Here is a 24845-nt window from a genome sequence, read left to right on the forward strand (position 1 = left end):
AGCTGCTAATTATTTAGCGGCTATTTTTTTGAAAGAAACTCATTCAAGTTTTAAATGTTAATTAATGAATTATAACTAGAATAATAGTTTTAAATATTGATTTAAAAAGAAGATATGACTTATTAATTTTTTCATTTATTATCCTCCCATTATGGCTGCAAGTAATAGGAGAGGTATTTGATTAATATAATAATTATTGATGATAGTAATATTTCGATTCGAGGTATTGAAGCGATACTCACTCGAAATACTCGCTATAAAGTTGTCGCAACGTTTCCTTCTTTAGATCCGGTGATCACGTGGAACCGGCAAAATAAAGCAAATATTATTTTGATTAATCGAGAACATTGCCATTTCGATTCATTGAAAACCTTCACGACAATCCGTCGTACTCAACCTGATGTAGGGCTCATTATCTTCAATGTGCGTCATAATGATATGTTTGTTGTGAAAGCGTTGGATATTGGCATTTTTGGCATACTGAGCGCTAGTATTGCAGAAGAAGAGCTAATTGAAGCCTTGCAAATCGTGAATGCGCGTCAACGAATTATCTCTCCTGATATTGCTCAACAACTGGCTTTACAAAGATTAAATCAACGTGAACAGCTAGATATATATGAATTGCTTTCCGCAAGAGAGCTGGAAATTATGCTCATGATCACCAGAGGGCTTCCGGTTAAGCATATTGCGGAGTCATTATCTTTAAGCCCTAAAACGGTAAATACCTATCGATATCGAATGTTTGGTAAACTTAATATCAGTAGTGATGTAGAATTAACACATATAGCAATCGGTTATGGTTTAATCACCGCAAAACAGGGTTCATCAGGGTGGAACAACAGTTTGATCCAAAAGTTTTCTTAAAAACAGTCACAAACCAACCCGGCGTTTATCGCATGTATGACGCTGGGGGAACCGTGATTTATGTTGGGAAAGCGAAAGATCTGAAAAAAAGGTTATCGAGCTATTTCCGTGAGAATGTCGGTAGCCGTAAAACAGAGCAACTCGTCAAGCATATCGCCTCTATTGATGTGACGGTAACCCATACCGAAACTGAGGCGCTACTGCTGGAACATAACTATATAAAGCTGTATCAGCCTCGTTATAACGTCTTGCTACGAGATGATAAATCTTATCCTTATATTTTTCTGAGTAGCGAAACACATCCTAGAATTTCAAGCCACCGAGGTGCGAAACATGGGAAAGGTGAATATTTCGGCCCATTCCCAAGTTCTTATGCGGTACGTGAAACCTTAGCGGTTATGCAAAAGCTGTTTCCCATTCGCCAGTGTGAAGATAGCGTTTATAGAAACCGTTCAAGACCTTGTTTACAGTATCAAATTGGTCGTTGTTTAGGACCTTGCGTGAAAGGTTTAGTGACGGATGAAGAGTATGATCAGCAAGTCAACTATGTCCGTCTGTTCTTAACGGGGAAGGACAAGCAAGTCTTAACTGGGTTAGTCGAGCGCATGGAAAAAGCTAGCCAAGAGCTACGTTTTGAGGATGCTGCACGTTTTCGTGACCAAATTCAAGCCGTGCGTGCGGTAACAGAAGAGCAATATGTGTCAGGCGGTGATGATGACCTCGACGTTATTGGAGTCGCATTCGATTCTGGATTAGCTTGTGTTCATGTTCTATTTATTCGCCAAGGAAAGGTTTTGGGCAGTCGCAGCTACTATCCAAAAATTCCGGCGGGGACTTTATTAGAAGAAGTAGTGCAAACCTTCTTAGGGCAGTTCTATTTACAAGGCAGTGAAAACCGTACATTACCAGGGGAAATATTAATTGATTTCCCCTTGACGGAAAAAGAGTTACTGGCGGAATCGTTGTCTGGGATTGTGGGGCGTAAAATTAATATTCAAAGCCAGCCACGAGGCACCCGTGCTCGTTATTTAAAACTGGCTCGAACCAATGCATCCATTGCGCTATCTACCAAACTGGCGCAGCAATCGACGATCCAACAACGCATGGCTGCACTGTCAAAAGTCGTGAATATAGAGAATATTTCGCGCATGGAGTGTTTCGATATTTCCCACACGATGGGGGAGCAAACGGTGGCTTCCTGTGTCGTGTTTGATAAAACGGGTCCTGTGAAATCAGAGTATCGCCGATACAATATTACGGGGATCACGCCTGGGGATGATTATGCGGCGATGCACCAAGTGCTGACTCGCCGTTATGGTAAACATCTGGATGAGAGCAAAGTTCCCGATATTATCTTTATTGATGGTGGTAAAGGGCAGCTGAGTCAAGCGCGGGATGTCTTTGATTCACTTGAAGTGGATTGGGATAAAAACCATCCTTTATTAATTGGGGTTGCTAAAGGTAGCGATCGTAAAGCTGGGTTGGAAACGTTGTTTTTAAAACCCGAAGGTGAAGGTTTTGCGCTTCCGCCTGATTCGCCAGCATTACATGTGATCCAGCATATTCGTGATGAGTCGCATAACCATGCGATTACGGGGCATCGCCAGCGCCGCGCGAAAGTGAAAAATACCAGTGCGCTTGAATCTATCGAAGGCGTAGGGCCAAAACGTCGCCAAATGTTATTGAAGTACATGGGAGGATTACAACCTTTGCGTAATGCGAGCATAGAAGAGATCGCAAAAGTGCCCTCGATCTCATACGCGCTGGCAGAAAAGATTTATAATGCATTGAAACAGTAGATATCTTAGGGCAACATACTAAGGTATCCGTCTTGGACAAAGAGTTAGTGAGCGCGATGAAATTAAATATACCAACGTGGTTGACCTTATTCCGTGTCATCCTGATACCGTTTTTTGTATTAGCGTTTTATCTTCCTGTCAGTTGGGGACCTTTTGCTTGTGCGCTGATTTTTGTGATCGCCGCTGTGACGGATTGGTTCGACGGATTTTTAGCGCGTCTATGGAAGCAAACGACCAAGTTTGGTGCTTTCCTCGATCCTGTTGCAGACAAGGTTATGGTTGCGACAGCATTAGTCTTAGTGACTGAAAGTTACGATGTTTGGTATGTAACGTTACCCGCAGCAACCATGATTGCCCGTGAAATCATTATCTCTTCACTCAGAGAGTGGATGGCAGAAATTGGTAAGCGCAGCAGTGTGGCTGTTTCTTGGATTGGTAAGTTCAAAACTACCGCGCAAATGATGTCGCTGGTGGGCTTATTATGGCGTCCAAATCCGCTGATCGAACATCTGTCTATTGCACTTTTATATGTGGCTGCAATTCTGACTTTCTGGTCAATGTTCCAATATTTAAAGGCTGCGTGGGGCGATTTGAGCGAAGCGTGATCGAAATGATTGAAAAAACAGCGAACGATCCAATTATTTCAATAATTGTATTGACTCGATAGGTGAAATCAGTAGAATGCAACGCATCGAACGGCAACGTGGTTTACGAAAATAAATAAGTAAATCAGCCAGTTTGAGAGCAGAAACTGAAAAGTGAAGCTTAAGCGGGAATAGCTCAGTTGGTAGAGCACGACCTTGCCAAGGTCGGGGTCGCGAGTTCGAGTCTCGTTTCCCGCTCCAAATCTTGAAAAAGACTAGGGTGTAAGGCGCGTTAGCAAAGCGGTTATGCACCGGATTGCAAATCCGTGTAGCTCGGTTCGACTCCGGGACGCGCCTCCAAATTCTAGCCCAGGTGGTGAAATCGGTAGACACAAGGGATTTAAAATCCCTCGGCTGTAAGGCTGTGCGGGTTCAAGTCCCGCCCTGGGCACCATATTTAGTGAATGGACCAATAGGTCCATTTTAATTTAAAGATTTAAACTAGTTAGTTAATAAAACTTAGCTACTAGATAAGCAGTAAAGCAGTATTAAAAATTTGGCCCAGGTGGTGAAATCGGTAGACACAAGGGATTTAAAATCCCTCGGCTGTAAGGCTGTGCGGGTTCAAGTCCCGCCCTGGGCACCATACAAAACTTAACTGAATTTAATCAGTAAGTTAGAAAAAGAAAAAGAAAAAGCCACCCATTGGGTGGCTTTTTTGCGTTTGAATATAAAAATAATTATTGGCTCTTCAATGGATTTTACGAATCCAATTTTTTGTCATTTTTCTCCCATTTTTATCAAGATCCCGAAAGACTAAGTAAAAATAAGTAAGTCAGACCTATCCCACCCTGAACTGTGCCAATATCTGCGTTTTAGAAAAAGGAGAGGGTGATGTCTAATATGAAAACTGAAATTGTGGTTGTCCGCTTAACCAAGCATGAGCGTGCGATGTTAGATGCGATAAAGACCACGCCATTACTTGCTGATTGGTTGAAATCGCTCGCTTTTTCTCAAGTGGAACAGCACGAAAAGAGTCAAAATCCTAAATAAACTGGTCTGTTCACTATGTTTCTTGCCTATACATCTTAAGTATAAGATGAATATCAGGTATATTAGTGTTCGATTGTAAGCTACCAAGAAAAATTACTATGATTATCAAACCTAAAATTCGTGGTTTTATCTGCACTACAGCTCACCCAGCAGGCTGCGAAGCCCATGTTCGTGAGCAAATTGCCTATGTGAAATCTCGTGGTGAACTGAAAAATGGACCGAAAAAGGTTCTGGTAATTGGTGCATCCACTGGTTATGGTCTGGCTTCACGCATCAATGCGGCTTTTGGCAGCGGTGCAGCGACCATCGGTGTTTTCTTTGAAAAGCCGGGCAGTGAGAGCAAAACAGGTTCCGCAGGCTGGTACAACGCCGCTGGTTTTGACAAAGCAGCGAAAGAAGCGGGTCTGTATGCGAAAAGCATCAACGGTGATGCATTCTCCAATGAATGCCGTCAAACCGTAATCGACTTGATTAAACAAGATTTAGGTCAAATCGATTTAGTGGTTTATTCACTGGCTTCTCCAGTGCGTAAAATGCCTGAAACGGGTGAAGTTGTACGTTCAGCATTAAAACCAATTGGTGAACCGTACAAATCTGTTGCGCTGGATACCAACAAAGATGTGCTGATCGAAGCCGTTGTTGAACCTGCCAACGAGCAAGAAATCGAAGACACCGTGAAAGTGATGGGCGGTCAAGATTGGGAATTGTGGATGAACGCATTAGCGGATGCTGGTGTTCTGGCTGACAATGCTCAATCCGTTGCTTACTCCTATATCGGTACTGATTTAACGTGGCCAATCTACTGGCACGGTACATTAGGTAAAGCGAAAGAAGATTTAGATCGCGCAGCCCATGCTATCAATGAAAAAATGGCGAAGAAAGGCGGTTCCGCACATGTTGCTGTACTGAAATCTGTGGTCACTCAAGCATCTTCAGCAATTCCTGTAATGCCTCTTTATATCTCAATCGTGTTCAAAATCATGAAAGAGCAGGGCATTCATGAAGGTTGTATCGAGCAAATTCAACGTCTGTTCGCAACTAAATTATTCAGCGGTGAAACACCAGAAACTGACGAGAAAAACCGTCTGCGCCTGGATGACTGGGAACTGCGTGATGATGTGCAAGAAACTTGTCGTCAAATCTGGAAACAGCTTAACGACGACAACATCAATGCACTGACTGATTATCAAGGCTACAAAGCTGAATTCTTACGTTTATTCGGATTTGGCTTAGATGGCGTTGATTACGAAGCAGACTTAAGCGGCGAAGCTAATTTTGAAGTGAAAGAATTAGTTTAATAGATAGCTATCTATTTCGCTGAAAACCCCGAGCACTGGTAAACCGGTTCTCGGGGTTTTATTTTTTTCGCTCTAGGATAATAATGACCAAATTGGCTTTTTATGGTGAGCCTCAAAAAGGGAGCGCAGGGATGTTGATTGTAGAAATGTTAAGTACCGGTGATGAAGTGCTGCATGGGCAAATTATTGACACCAATGCGGCGTGGCTAGCGGATTGTTTGTTCCAGCAAGGATTGCCGCTGCATAGCCGTACAACGGTCGGTGACTCTCTTGATAGCTTAGTGGAAACATTTATTGAGCGTAGCCATCATGCCGATGTGGTTATTGTTAATGGTGGATTAGGCCCTACGAGTGATGATCTCAGTGCGTTAGCGGCTGCAACGGCTGCGGGTGTACCGCTTGTTGAGCATCCTGAATGGATTGCGGTAATGGAGAGCTATTTCACTGCTCGAGGGCGCGAAATGCCGGCAACTAATCGTAAGCAGGCCATGTTACCCGCCAATGCCGAACTTATTGATAATCCAGTGGGAACTGCTTGTGGTTTTACGCTGTATCTTAATGATTGTTGGTTCTTTTTTACACCGGGCGTCCCTTCTGAGTTTAAAGTTATGATCAATGAACAGATCATTCCTCGTTTACGTCAAAAACTTACGTTACCAGAGCCACCTATTTGTTTACGTCTAACCAGTTTTGGTCGCAGTGAAAGCAGTCTTGCAAGGCAGTTTGACCCAATTGAGCTACCAAAAGAGTGTGTGTTGGGTTACCGTTCTTCAATGCCAATCATTGAATTAAAATTGACCGGACCTGCAAATCAACGCGATGCGATGGAGCAAATCTGGCAAGTCGTGAAAGCGGGTGTTGGTGACAATAAAGTATTTGAAGGTACCGAAGGTATTGGCGCGTTAGTGCGAGAATCACTTGAACAACAACAGCTTTCAGTTGTGACACACGAACAGTTCAGTGCCGGCTTACTCTATTGGACATTGAATGCAGCAAAAGTGCCTGTCACTCAAGGAAATATTGAAAAATCAGCAACGCATTCAGATTTGGCAGCCTTAGTCCAAACTGCAAAGAATAATCGGTCGCTAAATCAGCGTGAGATTGGTTTAGTCATTGGCGAATATTATGATGGAACTTTATCTTTAGCATTATCCACCCCAACAGGCAGTTATGCTCAGTGTGTAAATTATTTACCTCACAATCACTCAGAACTGGAAAAACAGCAGGTTAGCGTGATGTTGATGTTGGATATGTTATCTCGTTGGCTAGATGGTCGCCCAATCATTGGGGATTATGAATGGTTAGAGCAAATTCAAGTGATGGAAGTTAACTAAAGTAATTAATGTACCGCTAGGAATATTTGCAAAACCACCCTCAATGAAAAGAGGGTGGCTAATATCTATTATTCAGTGGGTGAGATAGTTTCAATCATAAAATTAAGCCCAGAGATCCCTTTTTCACAGGCTTTATCTTGAAAAACAGAAGGGGCATTTTCAATTTTACGTTTTAATGCGGTAATTTGATTGGCATAAATATCTGCGCCTGCAATGTCTGGGTTATCTTTCAAATATTCGATAAACACATCCACATTCTGATAAAAATAGTCGCAAGGTTTATCTGTGACATCAATCTTAGACAGATTTTTTAAAGAATCAGGTAAAATATTATCTTTGGCCAACTCAATATATTCACCATCTTTTACTTGTTGAATTGCGTTATCCACCTTCGCTTTTAAATTAAATAGCATCACAGCGACAGAGATCAGCGCAACGAGTAAAACAGCATTTGCGGCTAAACTAATACTCAGTAAATATTTTTTCATTTTCTCCCTCAAATTAGTCTCAATAACTGATGAATAATGTAAGAAATTTAAATTTTCTACTTAGTAATTTAGCAGCAATGATTCTAGCTGTAACTAAGACAATCCTTGAAGCTTAGCAAATCATCACGTATTTATTTTATGCCGTTTTGTGCCTTTCAATAGTGGAGTGCTTTAATGGGAGCAATTGATACGTTATGATCATACCAATTTATAGTCATAACCAATTTATGTTAAGTCAGATTTTTAGCACATTATTTAACGAAAAGCTGAATACGTGAACGGAAGTTTAAAGGAAACTCAATGGACAATATCACGATTAAAAATGTTGAAGAGATAGAATTAATGCGAGAATCTGGTCGATTGCTTGCTAGCGTTTTTAAAATGTTGGATGAGTTTATTGTTCCCGGAATATCCACAATGGAAATTAACGACAAAGTCGAAAGCTATATTGTGAATGAACTTCAAGCACGTCCTGCCAGTAAAGGCCAATATGGTTATCAATATGTTCTAAATACATCAATTAACGAAGTCGTGTGCCATGGTGTGCCAAAAGTCGATGAAATCTTAAAGCCAAAAGATATTATTAATGTGGATATTACCCTTGAGAAAAATGGTTTTATTGCTGATTCAAGTAAAATGTATGTGATGCCAGAAGCTTCCCCGCTTGCCCGAAAATTAGTGAAAGATACCTATAATGCAATGTGGGAAGGGATCAAGCAGGTAAAACCAGGTGCTACGTTAGGTGATATTGGATCAGCTATCCAACATCATGCGGAATCAAACGGTTATAGCGTTGTTCGTGAATATTGTGGGCATGGTATTGGTCGAAAAATGCATGAGGATCCGCAAGTATTACATTATGGAACCCGTGGGCGGGGTTTGGTTCTAAAAGAAGGTATGACATTCACCATAGAGCCAATGATCAACCAAGGCGGCATGAAAATAAAAACAAAAAAAGATGGTTGGACGGTCGTGACGCGAGATAAAAAGCTTTCTGCGCAGTCGGAACACACCATCTTGGTCACTAAAGATGGTTATGAAGTACTGACTTTGCGTGACGAAGAGCGCTAATTCGATTTAGTTCTAATACAGTTTTGCAAATCGCCATATTCACCATAAATGGAATATGGCGATTTTTTTCATTAAATTTAATACTTAAATTCTGAAAATATTCATTTATTGATGTCATTTCAACTTGGGTTATCGTTATTGGGTAACAGATCTGAAGCTTATTACTAAAATACCCACCAAAAAGGTAATTTACATAGATATTCCGCATTTGATCGTGTTATATATCGGCAAATAAACTTTTTTGGTGCCACGCATGTTTAACCTCTCTGAGTTAATTAACGATACGCCCATTGATTCTATTCTTTTATTTATTGTCACCTTCGTTTTATTAATTATTTCTGCGTATATTGGAAAATATATTTTTAAACGCCGCAGTGCTCATGAAGAGCTAGCGGATGATGAGGCAAAAATTATTTTAGGCGCGATTTTGTCGTTATTGGGTCTGTTGATTGGCTTTGTATTATCGATTTCCATCAATGGTTATAACAACCGCCAGCAAACAGAAGAAAACGAAGCAATTGCGATTGGAAATGCTTATCAACGAGCACAATTACTCAGCGGTGATGAACGAGCAGAAGCCTCATTGCTTATTCAACAATATCTTGAAGCGCGCATCGAGTTTTTTAAATCGGGAGTGAGTGATGAAAACAGCCAATGGCGGATGACATCTCTGACTAAACAAGGGCAACTCTGGGAAATCGGTGTGAAACAGGCTCAAGAATCGCCGAACCCTGTGGTCTCTTCAGTTTTATCGGCGTTTGGTGATTTATATGTTTCTCAACAAAAAACTATGGCTAGCTGGCGACACCAAATCCCGAATGCTGCTTGGTTCTTACTGATATTTTTCGCTGTCTGCTCGAATGTCTTGATAGGTTATAACATTCGAGGAACAAAAGGTAAAAACTGGCTTATTGTTATTCTGCCATCTTTGACAACATTGGCGCTGTTTATGATTGCAGAAATTGATATCCCAGGAGAAGGGGTGATCCATGTTACGCCGGATGATTTACTTTTATTGCAGGACTTCTTATTTAAGGATGGTGCTTGGCTGGGAAAGTAAGTTAGGCAGTGCAGGAATGATGGAAAACCCTCTGAGTATAAACTCAGAGGGTTGAAGGATTATCGAACGATAATACCTAATAAAATTCCGATAGCGCCGAAGTCAGCGTCACTAAAGGTCGTATTTGCAATACCGATGTCGCCGAGGACTGGCAGTAAGAATACAGGTAAGAAGGTAATTAACAGACCTTGAGCAAAGGCACCAAGGATAGCACCACGGCGTCCACCCGTAGCGTTACCGAATACCCCAGCCGCCGCACCTACGAAGAAGTGTGGTACAACTCCCGGAATAATTACCGTCATGTTCAGTGCATACAAAACAAACATGCCTAATACACCCGCTGCAAAGCTGCTTAAGAAGCCAACTAACACAGCATTCGGTGCGTAAGGGAAGACCACTGGGCAGTCTAATGCAGGTTTTGCATTTGGCACTAATTTATCAGAGATCCCTTTAAATGCAGGAACGATCTCGGCAATAACCATACGCACACCTTGCAGAATGATGTAAACACCCGCTGCAAAAGTAATAGATTGCATCAACGAGAACATGAACCAGTTTTTACCACCGCTCACTTCACGAACAAAATCACTGCCTGCAAACAAACAAGTAATGATAAAGATGATGAACATAGTGAACGAAATAGCGACAGGTGTATCACGCAGGAACAGTAAGCTTTTTGGCACATTCATATCTTCAGTAGAATGTTCTTTATTACCAAATTTGCTACCGATAAAGCCCGCTAACACATAAGATATCGTGGAGAAGTGACCAATTGCTACATCATCAGAACCGGTGACTTTTTTCATGTACGGGTGTGCAATCGCAGGGAAAAACACCATACAGAAACCAACAATCAGTGAACCGACAGCAACGAGCATAGTTCCTTCCATACCTGCGGTCGCTAAGATAACCGCAATCATCATGGACATGAATAAAGTATGGTGACCTGTCAGGAAGATAAATTTCCATGGGGTCAGGCGAGCAATCAAGATATTGATTAACATCGCAAAGAACATGATCATTGCCATTTCACGACCGAAGCTTTTTTGTGCAATAGACACGATTGCTTCGTTGTTCGGCACGACACCATTGATACCAAATGCGTGTTGAAAAATTGCGGAAAAATCACCTAAAGAACTGACAACTAACCCTGCACCGGCGCCTAAAATTACAAAACCCATGATGGTTTTGATGGTGCCTTTAATGCATTCAGTAACAGGTTTCTTTTGAGCAATCAGACCGATAAGTGCGATTAGACCGACGAGTACCGCCGGTTCAGAAAGCACATCTTGCATCAGAAAACGAAAGAATTCCATGAAGCCTCCGGTTACATCGCGCCGAGTTTCTGTAAAGCCACGCTCAGACGTTCTTTCATCGCGACTTTATCAATCATATTTTCCAGAGCAACAATTTCACCGCCAACTTGTTGAGCAACTAATTGTTCGGCGATATCTGTAGTGCCGACAAAAATATCGCTGACAGTACCTTTGGCTGAACCTAAGTCAACGTGGTCAACATCAGCCGTAACTTGTAGGTCTTTTAAAATTGTCTTGATGCTCATTTCCATCATTAGACTTGTACCTAAACCATTTCCACAAACAACAGTGATTTTCATAATATTTACCTATGACTCAATTATTCATATTTAGCGATGATGTTAAGGATGTCATCTACGTTTTCTGATTGCATGATGCTATCAATATCTTCTTGGTTATCAAAAAGTTCAGCCAGTTTTGCAATCGCACCGATATGGCTGTTGCTGTCTGTTGCTGCAAGAACAATCAATAACTTAATTGGATCGTTACCTTCTGAACCAAACTCAACCCCTTGTTTGATGACGGTTAAACCAAGAGATAACTGGTTAACTCCGTCTTCAGGGCGGGCATGTGGCATTGCAATACCTGGGCCTAATACATAGTAAGGGCCGATTTTTTCGTGGGATTGAATGATGGCATCAATATAACGAGGTTCGATGAACTTATTATTAATTAAGGGATTACAGGCAATTTTTATTGCATCACGCCAGTCATTGGCGCTGTCAACCACCTGAACCACATTCGGGGTTAGTAACGTAGTTAGCATTGGTTTGGCTCCTGGTAAAAAAGAAATTCTATTAGATGTTTTAGTAATGGAATGAATAGTAGTGATCTATGGTAGCGCTATCTAGCTGAATTATTCATTTTCGTGATAGCGCTATCATTTTGGCTAAATATCGTTAATAAAATCATTTTTAGTGCATTTGGCAGTTAATTAACAAATCGGAGCTGTGATAAGTTATCGTCGTTGAATAATAAGTTTAGACGAAACAAAGTAATTTCATGCAGAAAACCCGAAAAAGAAAGAATACAGGCAGAGTCACATTACAAGACGTCGCGAAATATGCGGGAGTCGGTTCAATGACGGTATCGCGTGCTTTGCGGACACCGGAGTTAGTCTCGGATAAATTGAGGGAGAAAATCAATGAAGCTGTTGAGGAGCTCGGTTACATTCCCAATTCCGCTGCGGGCATTTTAGCGTCAGGTCAAAGCCGAACAATTGCAGTATTGATCCCATCATTACGAGACAATGCAAGCTCAGTTTTTCTGCAAGCTTTACAAGAAGTCTTGAATAAAAATAATTATCAAGTGGTGATTGGTAGTCACGATTATCAGCATAAAAAAGAGTCTGAGGTGTTACTCACGCTGTTGCAAAGTAGCCCCGCCGCATTAGTGATTTTTGGTGCAATGAATTCTGAAAGTGCCTTGGGGACTCTGAATAATTTACCTATCCCCGTAATTAACGTGACGGGGGATCCTGCTCATCGCTTTACACTCAATATAAAAAACAATTTAGGTGAAGCGGTTAGTTTTCTTACACACTATTTGCTGCAAAAAGGTCACCAGCGCATTGGCTATATTGGTGCACAAATGGACAGCAAAATGCAGGGGCAACAACTGAGTGGTTGGAATAACACACTGTTAAAGAATAACTTAAGTGCTGAGCAAAGTATTACGACGCCGTATGTGGCCACCATGGACTTTGGTCGGCAGGCGATTAGTGAAATGTTGACCCGTCAACCAGAATTAGAAGCCGTGATTTGTAGCCATGAAATGATAGCGTTAGGGGTCATGTTTGAATGTCAGCGGCGCCTAATCAAAATTCCGAAGATGTTGGCAGTGGTGTGCGTTGAAGGGTCGGAAAATTGTGATCATATTCATCCATCGCTCACATCAGTGCGCATTGATTACAGTAAAATGGCGCGAGAAACCGCGAAAAAACTCTTAAAATGGTTAGGGGATACGGAAGAAAGTTTTGCCGATGTTCAGGATGAAATTGTCTTCCCTTATAAATTTGAGGCAAGACAAAGTGGCTAGAAATCACTGTATTTGTTGCACTATATTGTGTATTCGGTCACAGAATCACGTAAAGGTCAAAAGTTATTTTTAATCTCGAAATAAGAATGCTGTAGAGGTCACTGTTTATTTATTCTTCTGTGCTAATTTCCTCCTTATATCTATCGTGCATGTTCGGATTTTACGCAGAGATAGATGCTTTGTTTAACTTGAGATAGTTATTACACTGGGGATAAGTACATTATGAAATCAATAAAAACACTCGTGTCTGCCGCAATTTTAGTTTCGTGTGGTGCGACAGCGGCAACAACAGGTTCTGAAGTTTTAATGGTACAAAATGGTGGAACGCCGAATAAGGTGTATTCTGCAAATAAACCAACGATCAAAGTTGCTACTTATAATATTGGTAAAAATGAGTTGGCGGCGGATGTCGCTAATTTAGATGAATTGAGCAAAGCGATCGCTAAGATTGATGCGGATGTTATTGTCTTAACTGAAATTGACAATAAAACCGCACGTAGTAAGAAAGTGAACCAACTAGAGGAAATTGCCAAAGCAAACAAAATGGATTTTGCGTTTGGTAAGGCGCTCGATTTTGATGGTGGTGAATATGGTGTAGGAATTTTATCAAAATATAAAATTGAGAAATCCCAAGTCGTGAATTTACCATCAGGCGGAGCAGAGCAGCGAGTGGTATTATTATCACAAATTACAAAACCTGGTTTTGACTCACCCATTATTATCATGGGAACTCACTTAGACTGGCAGAAAGATCCTACCATCCGCATAGGTCAAGTTCGCCATATTCTCGATGCGACGATTGGTGATACCGAAACAGGTTTTGATAATATTGCTGCTTCCATCAAAATCCTCGCAGGGGATTTTAACTCAACCGCAAAAGAGCAACCTATTCAGGAAATCAGCTATTTTTGGGATCCAGTTGAGAAAAAAGGGGTGAATTATCGCACATGGCCTGCAGTTAACCCTGCCATAGATATCGACCATATCTTTACCTATAAAGGTCAGGTTTGGGATGTGAAAACCATGACAATTCCAACAGACAGTAAAGACTTTCAATGGTCAAAAGTCAGTGACCATTTGCCGGTTATTGCAGAACTTGAGTTACAAGAACAGTAAGTTATTGGGATAGTGGACAGGCCTCTATTTGAGGTCTGTTTTTATTAGAATCACTTACTTTTGCAGTAATTTTTGGCGCTGAATATAACGGACTTGAGCTATCCCTAAGTACTCTTCAATAGCGTCGTAAATGCGTGAGCTTAATGCGTGAAAATCCGCTTCATTTTCTAAGGCGGGTTTAGTTAATATAATGAATTCATACATAAATTCTTTAATTGTCGAGAATTTATTGGCGACGTTTTCATAGTAATATTGATAAACATAGGACTCTTGAGAATGGCTGAGTTCGGTATTATTTTTGATGTTGTTGGTTGCCAACAACAGTAGCTGAGTATTTGTCATTGTGAGCCCTGTTTTGTTTTTTTGACCCGTTTTTGGTTTTTCAACCTGATATTGGTTTTCGATTTTTTAACTTATTTTCGATGCTGGAAATAGTACACAAGTTAATATAAATGTTTTATCAAAATTAGTCGGATAATTTTAGTTTTTGGTTTTTAAATTAAAGGTTAAATAGCATTGTACATTATATCATTATGTTAGCGATTTATTTCACTGAAAGAACATTGCAGAATGAAAATCATAATCTAATTTATTTAAATGTTAATAATTTTCTATCATATTAAAATATATGAATATAGTCATTATTTTGGGTTTTGCTGCTAAGTAGCTTTGCTTTCCCCCTATATTTCACGGGCTTTTTGTGTGTTTTTTGTTCGGTGAGTGAAAGTGTTAAAATAAAGTATCATGTAATTCTTAAAATTGTTTATCATTGGATTTCCCTATTAATAATATAGGCGATTTCGCTCAATTAAATTATATTAATGTATTTTATTTGATTAAATAAACCTATTTAATTTCTCCCTAATAAAAAAGGGAATAAGATAAACTTATTCCCTTGATAATATGCTGAAATACAATATTTAACCTTTCAATTCTCTAGCACATTGTTGTAAATGCTGGAAAGAAGTGAACCGAGTTTGATGATGTAATTTAAATTGCTCATTAGGCTGATATGTTAAATCAATATTTGCAAATTGAGCCATTGCTTGTGCAACATTCTCACAAACACCTCCTGCGACAGCACCCAAAATAGCAGAGCCCAGTAATACTGGTTCATCCGCTTGAGTTGAAATCACAGGAACACCACAGGTATCCGCTAGAAGTTGGCGGATCAGAGGGTGCTGACCAGCACCACCACTGATAGCGATGTTTTGGATAACGGCGCCTGATTGCGCCTGAGCATCAATAATTTGTCGCAATCCATAGCCAATACTGCAAACGCCAGCGGTATAGAAGGCAAGTAAGTTATCAAAGCTGTTATCCATGGTTAAGCCCGCTATGATGGCTTTCGCGTGGGGATCGGCGAAGGGGGCTCTATTGCCTAAAAATTCAGGAACAATATGAATACCTTTAGCTAATTCAACTGCTTGAGATGGGGTACCTGATTTTTCTAATACCTTATCCGCCAGCATAACGGGTAATGGTTTGCCTTGCTCTTTTGCCATCACTTTGGCTTGTGTAGCCATCGGATGTAACGAAAGTAGTTGGTCAATTGCCGCACCGGCAGCACTTTGTCCCCCTTCGTTGAGCCACATTCCCGGGACCATTGCAGAATAATAAGGTCCCCAAACACCAGGGATAAACACCGGGTCTTGGGTGGTGGTCATCGTGCAGGAAGACGTACCGAAAACATATGCCATATTTGCAGTAGCATCACCATTCACCCCAACTGTACCAATTCCACCAGCATGAGCATCAATCATCCCTGCGGCAACTGGCGTCCCAACCAACAGTCCCATTTGTTCAGCCGCTTGGGCGGTTAAGCCGCTTCCGTTTGGTGTGCCTGGTTCGACAATTTCTTGACCAATGCGAGCAAAGTTTTCGTCCGCTAATTCAGCGAGACCAATTTGGCGAAAATAATCAGCATCCCAGCGTTTTTCATGTGCCAAGTAAGTCCACTTACAGGTTACTGTGCATGTAGAGCGCGCTAAAGAGCCTGTTGATTTCCACGTTAGGAAGTCTGCTAAATCAAAGAATTGCCACGCATTATCATAAGTTTGGCGGCGATTTTCTTTTAACCAAAGAATTTTGGGGGTTTCCATTTCAGGGGAAATTTTACCCCCAACATAATTCAATACTGGATGTTTTAGGCTATTGATGCGCTCAGCTTGTTCTGTGGCGCGGTGATCCATCCAAACAATAATATTGCGTTCAGGATCCTCACTCGGGCTGACAGAAATAGGTTGCTGGTTTTTATCTAAAACAACCAGAGAGCAGGTCGCATCAAAACCAATTCCTGCGACACGTTTCGCATCAATCTTGGCATTTGTCATTGCATGTTTCACACAATAACAAACGGCATTCCAGATTTCGTTACTTGATTGCTCTACGAAATTGGCTCCATCACGGTAGAGCGTAATATCGTGTTTAGCTGACGCAAGCATGTTGCCATGCAGATCAAAAATACCTGCACGGGCACTGCCTGTACCGACATCAATACCAATGACGACGTCGTCATTTTTACTTTGCGTAGGGCTGTTCATATGTCCTCTCACAATCTTTATGGTTATCGGTAAAAACTAGAGGTCAACACTGTTTGGCAGGATCACAAGATCACGGATGGTGATATTTCTTGGACGAGTCAGCATAAAGAGAACCGCTTCAGCGACTTCGATAGGTTGCATTAAGCTGCCATTAGCTAATGCTTCTTCCATTTTTTCTTTTGGCCAGTCATCCAGTAATGCAGTGACAACAGGACCTGGTAATACTGCCCCAACGCGAACTCCGTGTTGGGACACTTGGCGGCGAGTTGAATGGACAAACGCTTGAACTGCAAATTTAGACGCGGTGTAGATAGGCTCCCAAATCACGGGCACCATACCTGCGATTGAGCTAGTAAACAGGACATCCCCTGATTTTTGCTCAATAAAGTGTGGGAGAACGGCGCGTACACTGCGAAATGCGGCATTGATGTTGAGGTTTAATACTTTATCCCAAACATCTGGGTCGCCTTCTGCGACAGGACCACCGATATAAGCACCTGCGTTAGCGTGGAAAATATCTAGGCGACCCGCTTTGGCTAAAATGGCGTCCAACATGCCATCCACTTGTTCTGGTTTCATTAAATCAACAACTAGAGGAATAGCATTGTCGCCTAATTCGGCAACTAACTGATTTAATCGCTCTTCGGCACGGTCAATTAAAACAACTTTCGCGCCAGCTTTGAGTAGGGTACGTGCGCACTCAAGTCCAATACCAGAAGCCGCACCTGTGATGGCGGCAACTTTGTTTTCTAATGAGATAGCCATGATGTTCACTCCGGATAAGTTAGTTAATCAATAGGGAAGTCAAACTGAGTATTAGAAATTAATTTAATTTTAATAAGTTACGAGGGGATTTGGCGGAATGTATTCAGTGAGTGAGAATGCAGGCAAATCGCCATATCAACTCGATTCTAGGTTAATTTCGATGTCGCTCAATCGATGGAGCAGTATTGCGACTTTTACGCTTTGGTGTCAAGCTAGGAAAAAATGGAGGCATAAATTTGTGAGCAAGATCAGACAAAACAAGAAAACCACGATCTATGACCTTGCAGAATTGGCAGGGGTTTCAGCCAGTGCCGTTAGCGCTGTATTAAATGGAAATTGGCAAAAAAGGCGTATTAGTGCTCAATTAGCTGAAAAAATTATGCGAATAGCGCAAGAGCAAAACTATTCGGTGAATAAGCAAGCGAGTCTATTACGCAGTAATAAATCCAAAATTATTGGGATGTTGGTTCCTAAATATGATAACCGTTATTTTGGGTCGATTGTGGAGCATTTTGAGGAGATGGCGCGTGAACGCGGGTTATTTCCTATCATTACCTGTACACGCCGTGATCCCCAATTAGAGTTAGAAGCCGCAAAGGCAATGCTTTCATATCAAGTGGATTGGTTGATTTCAACTGGGGCAACCGATCCTGATAAAATTACGCAAATCTGCCACGCATCAGGTGTGCCGACACTCAATTTGGACTTACCTGGTACATTGGCTCCTTCGGTGATTTCCGATAACTATCAAGGTGCAAAGCAGTTAACGCTCAATATTTTACAGAAAAGGCAGCAACGAGCCGCATCCTCAGAATCGCTGGTGTTTGTGGGGGGACGGGAAGAGGAGCATAACACTCGAGAGCGAATTCGAGGGTTTATCGATGCTCACAATTCTTTGAATATAGAGGTTCCTCAACACCATATTTTGACTTGTGGTTATGCACCAGAAAAAGCCGAACGAGCACTCTCCATATATTCTTCCCAGCATTCGTTGTTACAAAAAGGAACACCTCCAGACATTGAACTTTGTGGGTTGTTTGTCAACTCGACCATTTCATTGGAAGGGGTGATGAGGTGGTTAATGAAAGAAGGTCATACGGGTGCGCATCAGCCGCCGATGGGATGTTTTGACTGGGATCCATTTGTTGCATTACTTGGGAATGATATTGAGATGGTTAAACAGGATGTTCCCGCTATGCTAGAGCAAATTTTCGCCTTGATAGAATCGGGAGAAAGCCAGCCTCAGCTGATTGAGGTGATGCCTGTCATGATGGGAAAAACAGAATAAAATAAAATCAGGCTTAAAGCAGAAATGTTAAGCCTGATTTGGTCTACTTAATATTTTTATTTAATGCTTTTATTTAAAGCATCTAAACGCAATTGATGGCGCTGATTATAAAATTTTACGTAGGTTAAATACCCCGCCAAAATCGTGGAGAGACTTGCCGTCGCTAATAGCATAAATGTCACCATAATTTGGTATTTAACAGCCTGCAAAGGATCGACCCCCGCAAAAATTAGCCCTGACATCATACCGGGCAAGCTCACTATCCCAACCGTCTTGGCGGAATCCACCGTAGGAATTAATGACGCTCGAATACTTTCACGAATAATCGAGGCAGAAGCAATTTTAGGTGTGGCGCCCAAGCTGAGCATTTCTTGAATTTGCTGTTGTTGGCTATTAAAGCGCTGTCCTAAGTTATTGAAGCAGAGTCCGACGGCAATCATGGCATTCCCGGCAATCATCCCTGTAATTGGAATCACTTGCATTGGGGTAAACGCGATAGCTTCAGTGAGAATTAATACTAGCAAGGTTAAAAATGTGCCTGAAGTAATCGCAATTAACGCGGTTGGAAATAGTTTATCGAGGTATTTACTACGTTTTTTCGCATTCCAGGCGGCGTTAAAGCAAATAAATAGCACCAATAAAACAGTGAGTGCCTTATGGTCAACGTGGAAAATATATTTGAGGATATAACCCGCAATTAATAGCTGAACAATGGCGCGGCACGTACTCCAAATAATATCTTTTTCAAGAGAGAGCTTCTCTTTATGGCTAATAAAAATAGCTACTAAGACTAACATGATAGAAAATGCGAGCGACTCATTGGAAATAGTAGGTTGATGCACGATTAATTCCTATTTTTCGCTATGGTGTACGGGAAGGGTAATAATATCGTCAGCATGGCCAATTTCATCTTGGTCATGAGTCACCCAGAGGACGGCAATATTATTCTTGACCGCTAATTGATGAATAAGCTCATTCACTTTGATTTTATTTTGTTCATCTAAGGCACTAGTAATCTCATCCAGTAATAAAATTTGCGGCAAGAATTGTAAATTACGGATCAATGAGATTCGCTGTTTTTCGCCGCCTGAAAGCTCATTAATGCCTTTTTCTAGGATGGTATCAGGTAGTGAAAAATAGCTTAAATCATCGAGGATTTTTTGTTTATCAAATGGTTTATTCCGTATTTGATAAGGAAAAAAGAGATTGTCATACACGGTATTACCAAAGAGTGTGGGCGTTTGAGTGCAATAGGAGACTTGTTGACGATATTTCTCTGGTGCAATTGCGTTGATATTTTCGCCAGCAAATAGAATTTCACCGCAACTTGGCGGGATGAGTGAAGAGACAATTTTTAATAATGTACTTTTGCCACAACCAGAAGGACCCGTGATCAATTTAAATTCACCTGGGTATAGGTCAATCTGCACATTATCTAAAATTATCTTCTGACCAACCTGAAAACCGATATTCTTAAGCTGTAATAAAGGCTGTTTTGTTTCCATATTTGACCTAATCCATCTAATTCTATTATCGATATTACGGATATTATGCGCCAATTTAGGGTAAATAGACACCGCGTTATCTGGAATAGGTTTGGCAAATTAGATTTGCATGAAGAAAATAGTTGCCTTATTATTTTAATCAACGTCTCGTTAGGAGATGGCATTCCTCCTAGTTTAACCGTCCTTGATGTGGACTGATGATGCCTACGTAAACCTTTTCATTTGAATGGGCGCGTAGGTTATGTGCCCGAATTTAGGGCATAAATGTCTGCAGGAGATTTTCCTTGCATTTATTCCCATCTAACTTGTAAGGAAAGTGGTAATGTATGCATCCCTCATTTCTATTGCTTTAGGTTCCGTTTTAGGTGGCTGGTTAAGATGGTTGATTGGCTTAAAACTGAATAATCTGCACCCTCACATTCCATTTGGTACTGTTTTCGTCAATTTAGTTGGCGGCTTTATCATTGGTTTTGCTGTCTCTTACTTTGCGAGCGCCAATATTAACCCTGCTTACAAACTGTTTATTGTTACAGGCTTTTGTGGGGCGTTTACGACGTTTTCAACATTTTCGTTGGAGGTGTTGGTGATGCTGCAAGAAGGGAAATTGGTGGTGGCATTTAGCACGATCGCGATTCATGTTCTCGGGGCTTTATTATTTACGCTGCTCGGTATGTTGTGCCATAACATGCTTTCTCAAGGATAATAGATTTTAATTAAGTATTTATTTTCCACCGATTATTTTCGTACGATTAATAGCCTATCCCTAAGTGTGAATAGGCTATTTTTGTTTCTATTTTGAGCAAAAAAAGAGAATCACGAAATAAAGCAGAATATGTTACCAATGGTGATAATGATGAATTTTTATCGTGATATAACTGCATCAAAATTGTGAATACATAAAAATATATTTCAGGGCAATAGATTATAAATTTATCGTTTTCCCTAAGCTGAAAAAGTATGAATTATCATCGAATATAAAGCATAAAACATATCCTATTAAAAACGGAGCTGAATACGAAACTATCGCTCTGCATTTTCATTATCTTCCCTCATATATGACTTTTTAATCTACAGTTTTTCACTAGTGTATTTTTAGTCTTACACTGTAACTTAATCTATACATCTGTTTATTCAATGTTATGATGAAATTGTTGTTTAAATGTAATGGCTTGGATGGATATGTTCTATTTTGCTTTATTCTGTTCTTTATTTTGAATGAATAAATCTGACATATCAAAATTAATAGATTAAATAACTAAAACAGAAATAAATAAAAATAATAAATACGGGGAAAAACTTATGTCACAAATGTTAGCTCTGTTATTAATTGTCGGGATACTGTACATCGGGGATGCCATAGCAGTACGAACAAAAGCATGGATCCCATCGGTGTTTGTTTGCGCTGTATTATTCCTTTTAGGTTATTGGACATTCTTTCCTAAAGATATTGTGAGCATTGCGGGAATACCAAAGGTTGTCGCCGTGATGTTGATGTATTTACTCATTACCAATATGGGTACATTGCTCTCATTGAAAGAACTATTACACCAATGGAAGACTATCTTAATTTCGTTATCCGGTATTTTGGGGATTATTGTCTTTATTTATGGAGTAGGTCTGGCGTTATTTGATTTAAATACAGTATTAGTGGCAATCCCGCCATTAGTCGGTGGCATCGTCTCTTCATTAATTATGTCAAAAGGTGCTGCGGAAGCTGGGCTGGTGGATCTCTCAGTATTTGCCATCTTAATTTATGTGATGCAAGGTTTTGCCGGTTATCCACTCACGGCCATCATGTTGAAACGTGAAGGTCGCCGAGTGCTTGAGCAGTATCGCAATGGTACTTGGAAAGAGTCATTGGCCGTTGACGGTTCGGATGATGTCGAAGTCAAAACACTGGCATCTGAAAGTGCAATGCCTCGCATGTTCAAGCGAATTCCGAGCCACTATAACACCAGCTATTTCCAATTTTTACGCTTAGTGGTGGTGGGATATCTCGCCTATCTAGTCTCTACCGTTGCTGCACCTTATGTGAGCATCAGTCCGTTTGTTTTGTGCTTATTATTTGGTGTTATTGCCTCGTCGATGGGCTTTTTAGAAAGGCAGCCTCTGCAGAAAGCGAACGGTTTTGGCTTTGCTATCATGGCATTAATGCTATTTATCTTTGATACGTTAAATCATGCGACACCGGATATGTTGTTGAGATTAGTCTACCCAATGGTAGTGTTGATTGTGGCAGCGGTCATCGGCATGTTTATCGCGTCTTGGATTGTTGGAAAAATTCTAGGGGTATCAAAAGAGATGGCTTTCGCAGTCTCATTGACGGCGCTGTATGGTTTCCCCGCGGATTATATCATTACCAATGAAGCCATTAACGCACTGACCAAAGACGAAAAAGAGCGCCAGATTTTAACTAGCCATATGTTAGGGCCAATGTTAGTTGGCGGTTTTATCTCTGTCACGATGGTTTCTGTGGTATTAGCGGGGATAATGGTCGCTTACATTGTGCCTGTTGCGGCATAACGATAAATAGAATATTAGAATTTAACACGCTGAAAAATAATAGTTTAAGAAAGCGAAAAGAATAGAAAAAGGACAGAAAAATGGTCAATAACAGCATCACAGCATCCATTAAAAAACACACAGAAGCGATGATTGCTTTTCGTCGTGACCTTCACTCACACCCAGAATTGCCTTTTGAGGAAGTGAGAACCACGAAGCGTATTGCTGAAGAATTGGCAAAAATTGGTATTGAGTATCGCCTCACTGAACCTACCGGAATTATTGCGGACATTAAAGGCGGTAAACCCGGAAAGACGGTCGCCTTACGTGCGGATATCGATGCATTACCTGTTCAGGAATTGAATGATTCCCTTGAGTATAAATCGACAAATCAAGGGAAGATGCACGCATGTGGGCATGATGCGCATACCGCGATGTTATTAACCGCAGCCAAAGCGTTATATGAAGTGCGCGATGAGTTAAAAGGAAATATTCGCCTGATTTTTCAACCTGCTGAAGAAATAGCGCAGGGTGCGAAAGCGATGGTAAAACAAGGTGCAGTGGACAATGTGGACAATGTGTTTGGTATGCACATCTGGTCTACGACGCCATCAGGAAAAATATCATGTAATGTTGGCGGGACATTCGCTTCTGCGGACTTGTTGGTCGTGAAGTTTAAAGGGCGAGGTGGGCATGGTTCGATGCCGGAAGCGACCGTTGATGCCGCAATCGTTGCCTCGTCATTTGTGATGAATTTGCAAGCGGTGGTTTCCCGTGAAACTTCTTCTCTAGACTCAGCCGTTGTGACTATTGGCAAAATGGAAGTAGGCACCCGATTCAATGTGATTGCAGAGAATGCAGTGCTAGATGGAACGGTACGTTGCTTTGATATTGAAACCCGTACTCGCATTGAAGCGGCAATCCGCCGTTACGCCGAACATACTGCCGCGATGTACGGCGCCACTGCTGAAGTGGATTATATCTACGGTACGCTGCCAGTGATTAATGAAGAGCGCAGTGCATTACTGGCGCAGTCGGTGATCAGCGAAGCATTTGGTGAAAATGCATTAATGGCAGAAAGACCAACCCCTGGTGGGGAAGATTTCAGCTTTTATATGGAAAACATTCCGGGCTGTTTTGCATTATTAGGTTCAGGTAACCCAGAAAAAGATACCCAATGGGCGCATCACCATGGCTGTTTTAACATTGATGAAGATGTGATGGCGTCAGGTGCAGAACTGTATGCGCAATATGCATGGTCTTATTTACAGCAAGATAAGTTCTAATAAAATAATGGGACTTAGTGCAGAAAATAGGCTGTTAGGGTTTCACATCATGATAATAGATTATTAAATCAAGCCTGAGTAATAAATAGATTGCTCAGGCTTTTCTTTTGTATTTTAAATCGAGATATTAACCGCCAAATCCCATTTAATTAAACGTTAATTACGAATTATGGTGAACAAAAATGGCGTCTCTAAGGCGTTGTTGCAGCTCAAAGCGTTGTTCTTGGGTTAGCTTATCATCATGAGAAAGCTGCATTAGCATTTCATTCATATTATGAACGGAGTTTTCATCTAGCAATAAGGCGACTTTGTTTGTTATTTCTTGATAGTAATTCACAGTAAATCCTCCAGCGTATTGGGCTAATTAATTCTGTTTATCAATCACCATGACTGCCATGGTGTTTGCTTCAAGAGCGCGCATAATGTGGGGTTCATCACCTCGGTAGTGAATATAGTCACCGACATTGAGCTCAACAGGGTTGTCGAGTGGCCCAACTAATGCTCTGCCTGACATCAAAATAATATGCTCAGTGACATCATGCATATGGGGTTCTGAAACGCGATCTCGGCCGGGCTGTGCAACAACCGTATAAATATCCCGTTGAGAATTAGGGGGTGCAGAAGAGAGTAAATAGGCCAAATAGTTTGCGTGCTCTGCGCTCACTGGGGTGCCTTCACCATGGCGGATCACAGTCACTGCTGCGCGTTTTTCTTCAATTAAACGTGAAAATGGAATATCCAGCGCAACACATAATGCCCATAGGGTTTCAATGCTGGGATTGCCGCTACCGGATTCCAATTGGGATAGTGTGGATTTTGCGATCCCCGCTTTACGCGCAAGTTCAGAGAGAGAAAGCCCACTTTTTTGCCTTTCACAAGCCAATGATTTTGAGATTAATTCGATAGGGGGCGTGAATAAGGTCAACTTTAACATCC

The 24845-nt window shown here is 41.1% G+C and carries 25 protein-coding genes, 4 tRNA genes and 1 riboswitch; of the genes, 18 read left to right on the forward strand and 11 right to left on the reverse strand.

Features of this window, described 5'->3' with window-relative positions; translation table 11 throughout:
* The first annotated feature begins 177 nt into the window (after nucleotides 1-177).
* The 10 genes from ACIH2S_RS07790 (at nucleotide 178) to ACIH2S_RS07835 (ending at nucleotide 6932) form a co-directional block, all read left to right on the forward strand.
* Entirely contained in the window at nucleotides 178-864 is a 687-nt protein-coding gene (locus tag ACIH2S_RS07790) for a LuxR C-terminal-related transcriptional regulator (protein WP_036951262.1), read from the forward strand.
* A complete protein-coding gene (gene uvrC, locus ACIH2S_RS07795; protein WP_430248458.1) occupies nucleotides 831-2663 on the forward strand; it encodes an excinuclease ABC subunit UvrC in 1833 nt (610 codons plus the stop codon). Before ACIH2S_RS07790 ends, uvrC begins: the two co-directional genes overlap by 34 nt.
* Before the next feature lie 56 nt (nucleotides 2664-2719).
* On the forward strand, nucleotides 2720-3268 hold the full coding sequence (gene pgsA / locus ACIH2S_RS07800; RefSeq protein WP_006657588.1) for a CDP-diacylglycerol--glycerol-3-phosphate 3-phosphatidyltransferase: 549 nt from the start codon (nucleotides 2720-2722) through the stop codon (nucleotides 3266-3268).
* 164 nt (nucleotides 3269-3432) lie between these two features.
* Nucleotides 3433-3508, forward strand: a tRNA-Gly gene (locus tag ACIH2S_RS07805).
* A 25-nt stretch (nucleotides 3509-3533) separates the two neighbouring features.
* Nucleotides 3534-3607: transfer RNA gene (locus ACIH2S_RS07810), tRNA-Cys, on the forward strand.
* A 7-nt stretch (nucleotides 3608-3614) separates the two neighbouring features.
* Nucleotides 3615-3701: transfer RNA gene (locus tag ACIH2S_RS07815), tRNA-Leu, on the forward strand.
* Between the two features lie 105 nt (nucleotides 3702-3806).
* Nucleotides 3807-3893: transfer RNA gene (locus ACIH2S_RS07820), tRNA-Leu, on the forward strand.
* Between the two features lie 248 nt (nucleotides 3894-4141).
* The gene (locus tag ACIH2S_RS07825) at nucleotides 4142-4300 is read left to right on the forward strand and encodes a hypothetical protein (protein ID WP_036953708.1); all 159 of its coding nucleotides are present in this window, start codon (nucleotides 4142-4144) and stop codon (nucleotides 4298-4300) included.
* Nucleotides 4301-4398: 98 nt separating this feature from the next.
* Complete coding sequence (gene fabV, locus ACIH2S_RS07830; RefSeq protein WP_036953705.1) at nucleotides 4399-5598, forward strand: enoyl-ACP reductase FabV; 1200 nt, start codon at nucleotides 4399-4401, stop codon at nucleotides 5596-5598.
* Between the two features lie 131 nt (nucleotides 5599-5729).
* Nucleotides 5730-6932 (forward strand): nicotinamide mononucleotide deamidase-related protein YfaY, encoded by a 1203-nt coding sequence (locus ACIH2S_RS07835; RefSeq protein ID WP_108479106.1) that lies wholly within the window; start codon nucleotides 5730-5732, stop codon nucleotides 6930-6932.
* A gap of 68 nt (nucleotides 6933-7000) precedes the next feature.
* Here the strand turns inward: ACIH2S_RS07835 and ACIH2S_RS07840 are convergent, their stop codons facing one another.
* Nucleotides 7001-7420: a hypothetical protein gene (locus tag ACIH2S_RS07840; RefSeq protein WP_108479039.1), complete on the reverse strand. Its 420-nt coding sequence runs from the start codon at nucleotides 7418-7420 to the stop codon at nucleotides 7001-7003.
* Nucleotides 7421-7720: 300 nt separating this feature from the next.
* On the opposite strand from ACIH2S_RS07840, the gene map reads away from it, so the two are divergent.
* Together map and ACIH2S_RS07850 are read left to right on the forward strand one after the other, a co-directional pair.
* Entirely contained in the window at nucleotides 7721-8491 is a 771-nt protein-coding gene (map, locus tag ACIH2S_RS07845; protein ID WP_036953699.1) for a type I methionyl aminopeptidase, read from the forward strand.
* A gap of 253 nt (nucleotides 8492-8744) precedes the next feature.
* Nucleotides 8745-9551 (forward strand): DUF4239 domain-containing protein, encoded by an 807-nt coding sequence (locus ACIH2S_RS07850; RefSeq protein WP_036953694.1) that lies wholly within the window; start codon nucleotides 8745-8747, stop codon nucleotides 9549-9551.
* 59 nt (nucleotides 9552-9610) lie between these two features.
* On the opposite strand, the gene ACIH2S_RS07855 is transcribed toward ACIH2S_RS07850, so the two are convergent.
* Genes ACIH2S_RS07855 through ACIH2S_RS07865 form a run of 3 tightly spaced genes read right to left on the reverse strand, consistent with a single transcriptional unit; the run spans nucleotide 9611 to nucleotide 11633 of the window.
* Nucleotides 9611-10867: a PTS ascorbate transporter subunit IIC gene (locus ACIH2S_RS07855; RefSeq protein WP_006659411.1), complete on the reverse strand. Its 1257-nt coding sequence runs from the start codon at nucleotides 10865-10867 to the stop codon at nucleotides 9611-9613.
* 11 nt (nucleotides 10868-10878) lie between these two features.
* A complete protein-coding gene (locus tag ACIH2S_RS07860) occupies nucleotides 10879-11166 on the reverse strand; it encodes a PTS sugar transporter subunit IIB (protein WP_108479038.1) in 288 nt (95 codons plus the stop codon).
* A 20-nt stretch (nucleotides 11167-11186) separates the two neighbouring features.
* Entirely contained in the window at nucleotides 11187-11633 is a 447-nt protein-coding gene (locus ACIH2S_RS07865) for a PTS sugar transporter subunit IIA (RefSeq protein ID WP_036953691.1), read from the reverse strand.
* A 236-nt stretch (nucleotides 11634-11869) separates the two neighbouring features.
* Here ACIH2S_RS07865 and ACIH2S_RS07870 point away from each other — a divergent pair, with 236 nt between their 5' ends.
* Nucleotides 11870-12904, forward strand: a complete 1035-nt coding sequence (locus ACIH2S_RS07870; RefSeq protein ID WP_154600272.1) for a LacI family DNA-binding transcriptional regulator — start codon at nucleotides 11870-11872, stop codon at nucleotides 12902-12904.
* A gap of 222 nt (nucleotides 12905-13126) precedes the next feature.
* Nucleotides 13127-14020 carry an endonuclease/exonuclease/phosphatase family protein gene (locus ACIH2S_RS07875; RefSeq protein WP_036953685.1) on the forward strand — a complete coding sequence of 298 codons (894 nt, stop codon included), beginning with the start codon at nucleotides 13127-13129 and terminating at the stop codon, nucleotides 14018-14020.
* Nucleotides 14021-14074: 54 nt separating this feature from the next.
* Here ACIH2S_RS07875 and ACIH2S_RS07880 read toward each other — a convergent pair whose 3' ends face one another.
* The 3 genes from ACIH2S_RS07880 to ACIH2S_RS07890 all read right to left on the reverse strand — a co-directional run bounded on the left by ACIH2S_RS07880 (nucleotide 14075) and on the right by ACIH2S_RS07890 (nucleotide 17328).
* Nucleotides 14075-14362, reverse strand: coding sequence for a hypothetical protein (locus ACIH2S_RS07880; protein WP_272534291.1), 288 nt, complete (start codon nucleotides 14360-14362; stop codon nucleotides 14075-14077).
* Between the two features lie 578 nt (nucleotides 14363-14940).
* Nucleotides 14941-16563 (reverse strand): FGGY-family carbohydrate kinase, encoded by a 1623-nt coding sequence (locus ACIH2S_RS07885; RefSeq protein ID WP_108479037.1) that lies wholly within the window; start codon nucleotides 16561-16563, stop codon nucleotides 14941-14943.
* 36 nt (nucleotides 16564-16599) lie between these two features.
* Nucleotides 16600-17328, reverse strand: coding sequence for an SDR family oxidoreductase (locus tag ACIH2S_RS07890; protein ID WP_036953676.1), 729 nt, complete (start codon nucleotides 17326-17328; stop codon nucleotides 16600-16602).
* A gap of 238 nt (nucleotides 17329-17566) precedes the next feature.
* On the opposite strand from ACIH2S_RS07890, the gene ACIH2S_RS07895 reads away from it, so the two are divergent.
* A complete protein-coding gene (locus ACIH2S_RS07895; protein WP_430248465.1) occupies nucleotides 17567-18616 on the forward strand; it encodes a LacI family DNA-binding transcriptional regulator in 1050 nt (349 codons plus the stop codon).
* A 56-nt stretch (nucleotides 18617-18672) separates the two neighbouring features.
* Here the strand turns inward: ACIH2S_RS07895 and fetB are convergent, their stop codons facing one another.
* Together fetB and fetA are read right to left on the reverse strand one after the other, a co-directional pair.
* Nucleotides 18673-19413 (reverse strand): iron efflux ABC transporter permease subunit FetB, encoded by a 741-nt coding sequence (gene fetB / locus ACIH2S_RS07900; RefSeq protein WP_154600370.1) that lies wholly within the window; start codon nucleotides 19411-19413, stop codon nucleotides 18673-18675.
* 54 nt (nucleotides 19414-19467) lie between these two features.
* Nucleotides 19468-20121, reverse strand: coding sequence for an iron efflux ABC transporter ATP-binding subunit FetA (gene fetA, locus ACIH2S_RS07905; protein ID WP_108479036.1), 654 nt, complete (start codon nucleotides 20119-20121; stop codon nucleotides 19468-19470).
* A gap of 144 nt (nucleotides 20122-20265) precedes the next feature.
* Nucleotides 20266-20335: riboswitch (Fluoride riboswitch) on the forward strand.
* A gap of 108 nt (nucleotides 20336-20443) precedes the next feature.
* On the opposite strand from fetA, the gene crcB reads away from it, so the two are divergent.
* The 3 genes from crcB to ACIH2S_RS07920 all read left to right on the forward strand — a co-directional run bounded on the left by crcB (nucleotide 20444) and on the right by ACIH2S_RS07920 (nucleotide 23909).
* On the forward strand, nucleotides 20444-20824 hold the full coding sequence (crcB, locus tag ACIH2S_RS07910; RefSeq protein ID WP_006659423.1) for a fluoride efflux transporter CrcB: 381 nt from the start codon (nucleotides 20444-20446) through the stop codon (nucleotides 20822-20824).
* Nucleotides 20825-21420: 596 nt separating this feature from the next.
* A complete protein-coding gene (locus ACIH2S_RS07915; protein ID WP_036983683.1) occupies nucleotides 21421-22644 on the forward strand; it encodes a hypothetical protein in 1224 nt (407 codons plus the stop codon).
* Between the two features lie 80 nt (nucleotides 22645-22724).
* Nucleotides 22725-23909, forward strand: coding sequence for a M20 family metallopeptidase (locus ACIH2S_RS07920; RefSeq protein WP_154609732.1), 1185 nt, complete (start codon nucleotides 22725-22727; stop codon nucleotides 23907-23909).
* Nucleotides 23910-24069: 160 nt separating this feature from the next.
* Here the strand turns inward: ACIH2S_RS07920 and ACIH2S_RS07925 are convergent, their stop codons facing one another.
* Together ACIH2S_RS07925 and ACIH2S_RS07930 are read right to left on the reverse strand one after the other, a co-directional pair.
* Nucleotides 24070-24246 (reverse strand): DUF2526 family protein, encoded by a 177-nt coding sequence (locus tag ACIH2S_RS07925; RefSeq protein WP_108479034.1) that lies wholly within the window; start codon nucleotides 24244-24246, stop codon nucleotides 24070-24072.
* Nucleotides 24247-24273: 27 nt separating this feature from the next.
* Nucleotides 24274-24843: a helix-turn-helix domain-containing protein gene (locus tag ACIH2S_RS07930; RefSeq protein ID WP_108479033.1), complete on the reverse strand. Its 570-nt coding sequence runs from the start codon at nucleotides 24841-24843 to the stop codon at nucleotides 24274-24276.
* Nucleotides 24844-24845 lie beyond the last annotated feature (2 nt).

This window comes from Providencia lanzhouensis, assembly GCF_050469745.1.
Taxonomy (GTDB): domain Bacteria; phylum Pseudomonadota; class Gammaproteobacteria; order Enterobacterales; family Enterobacteriaceae; genus Providencia; species Providencia lanzhouensis.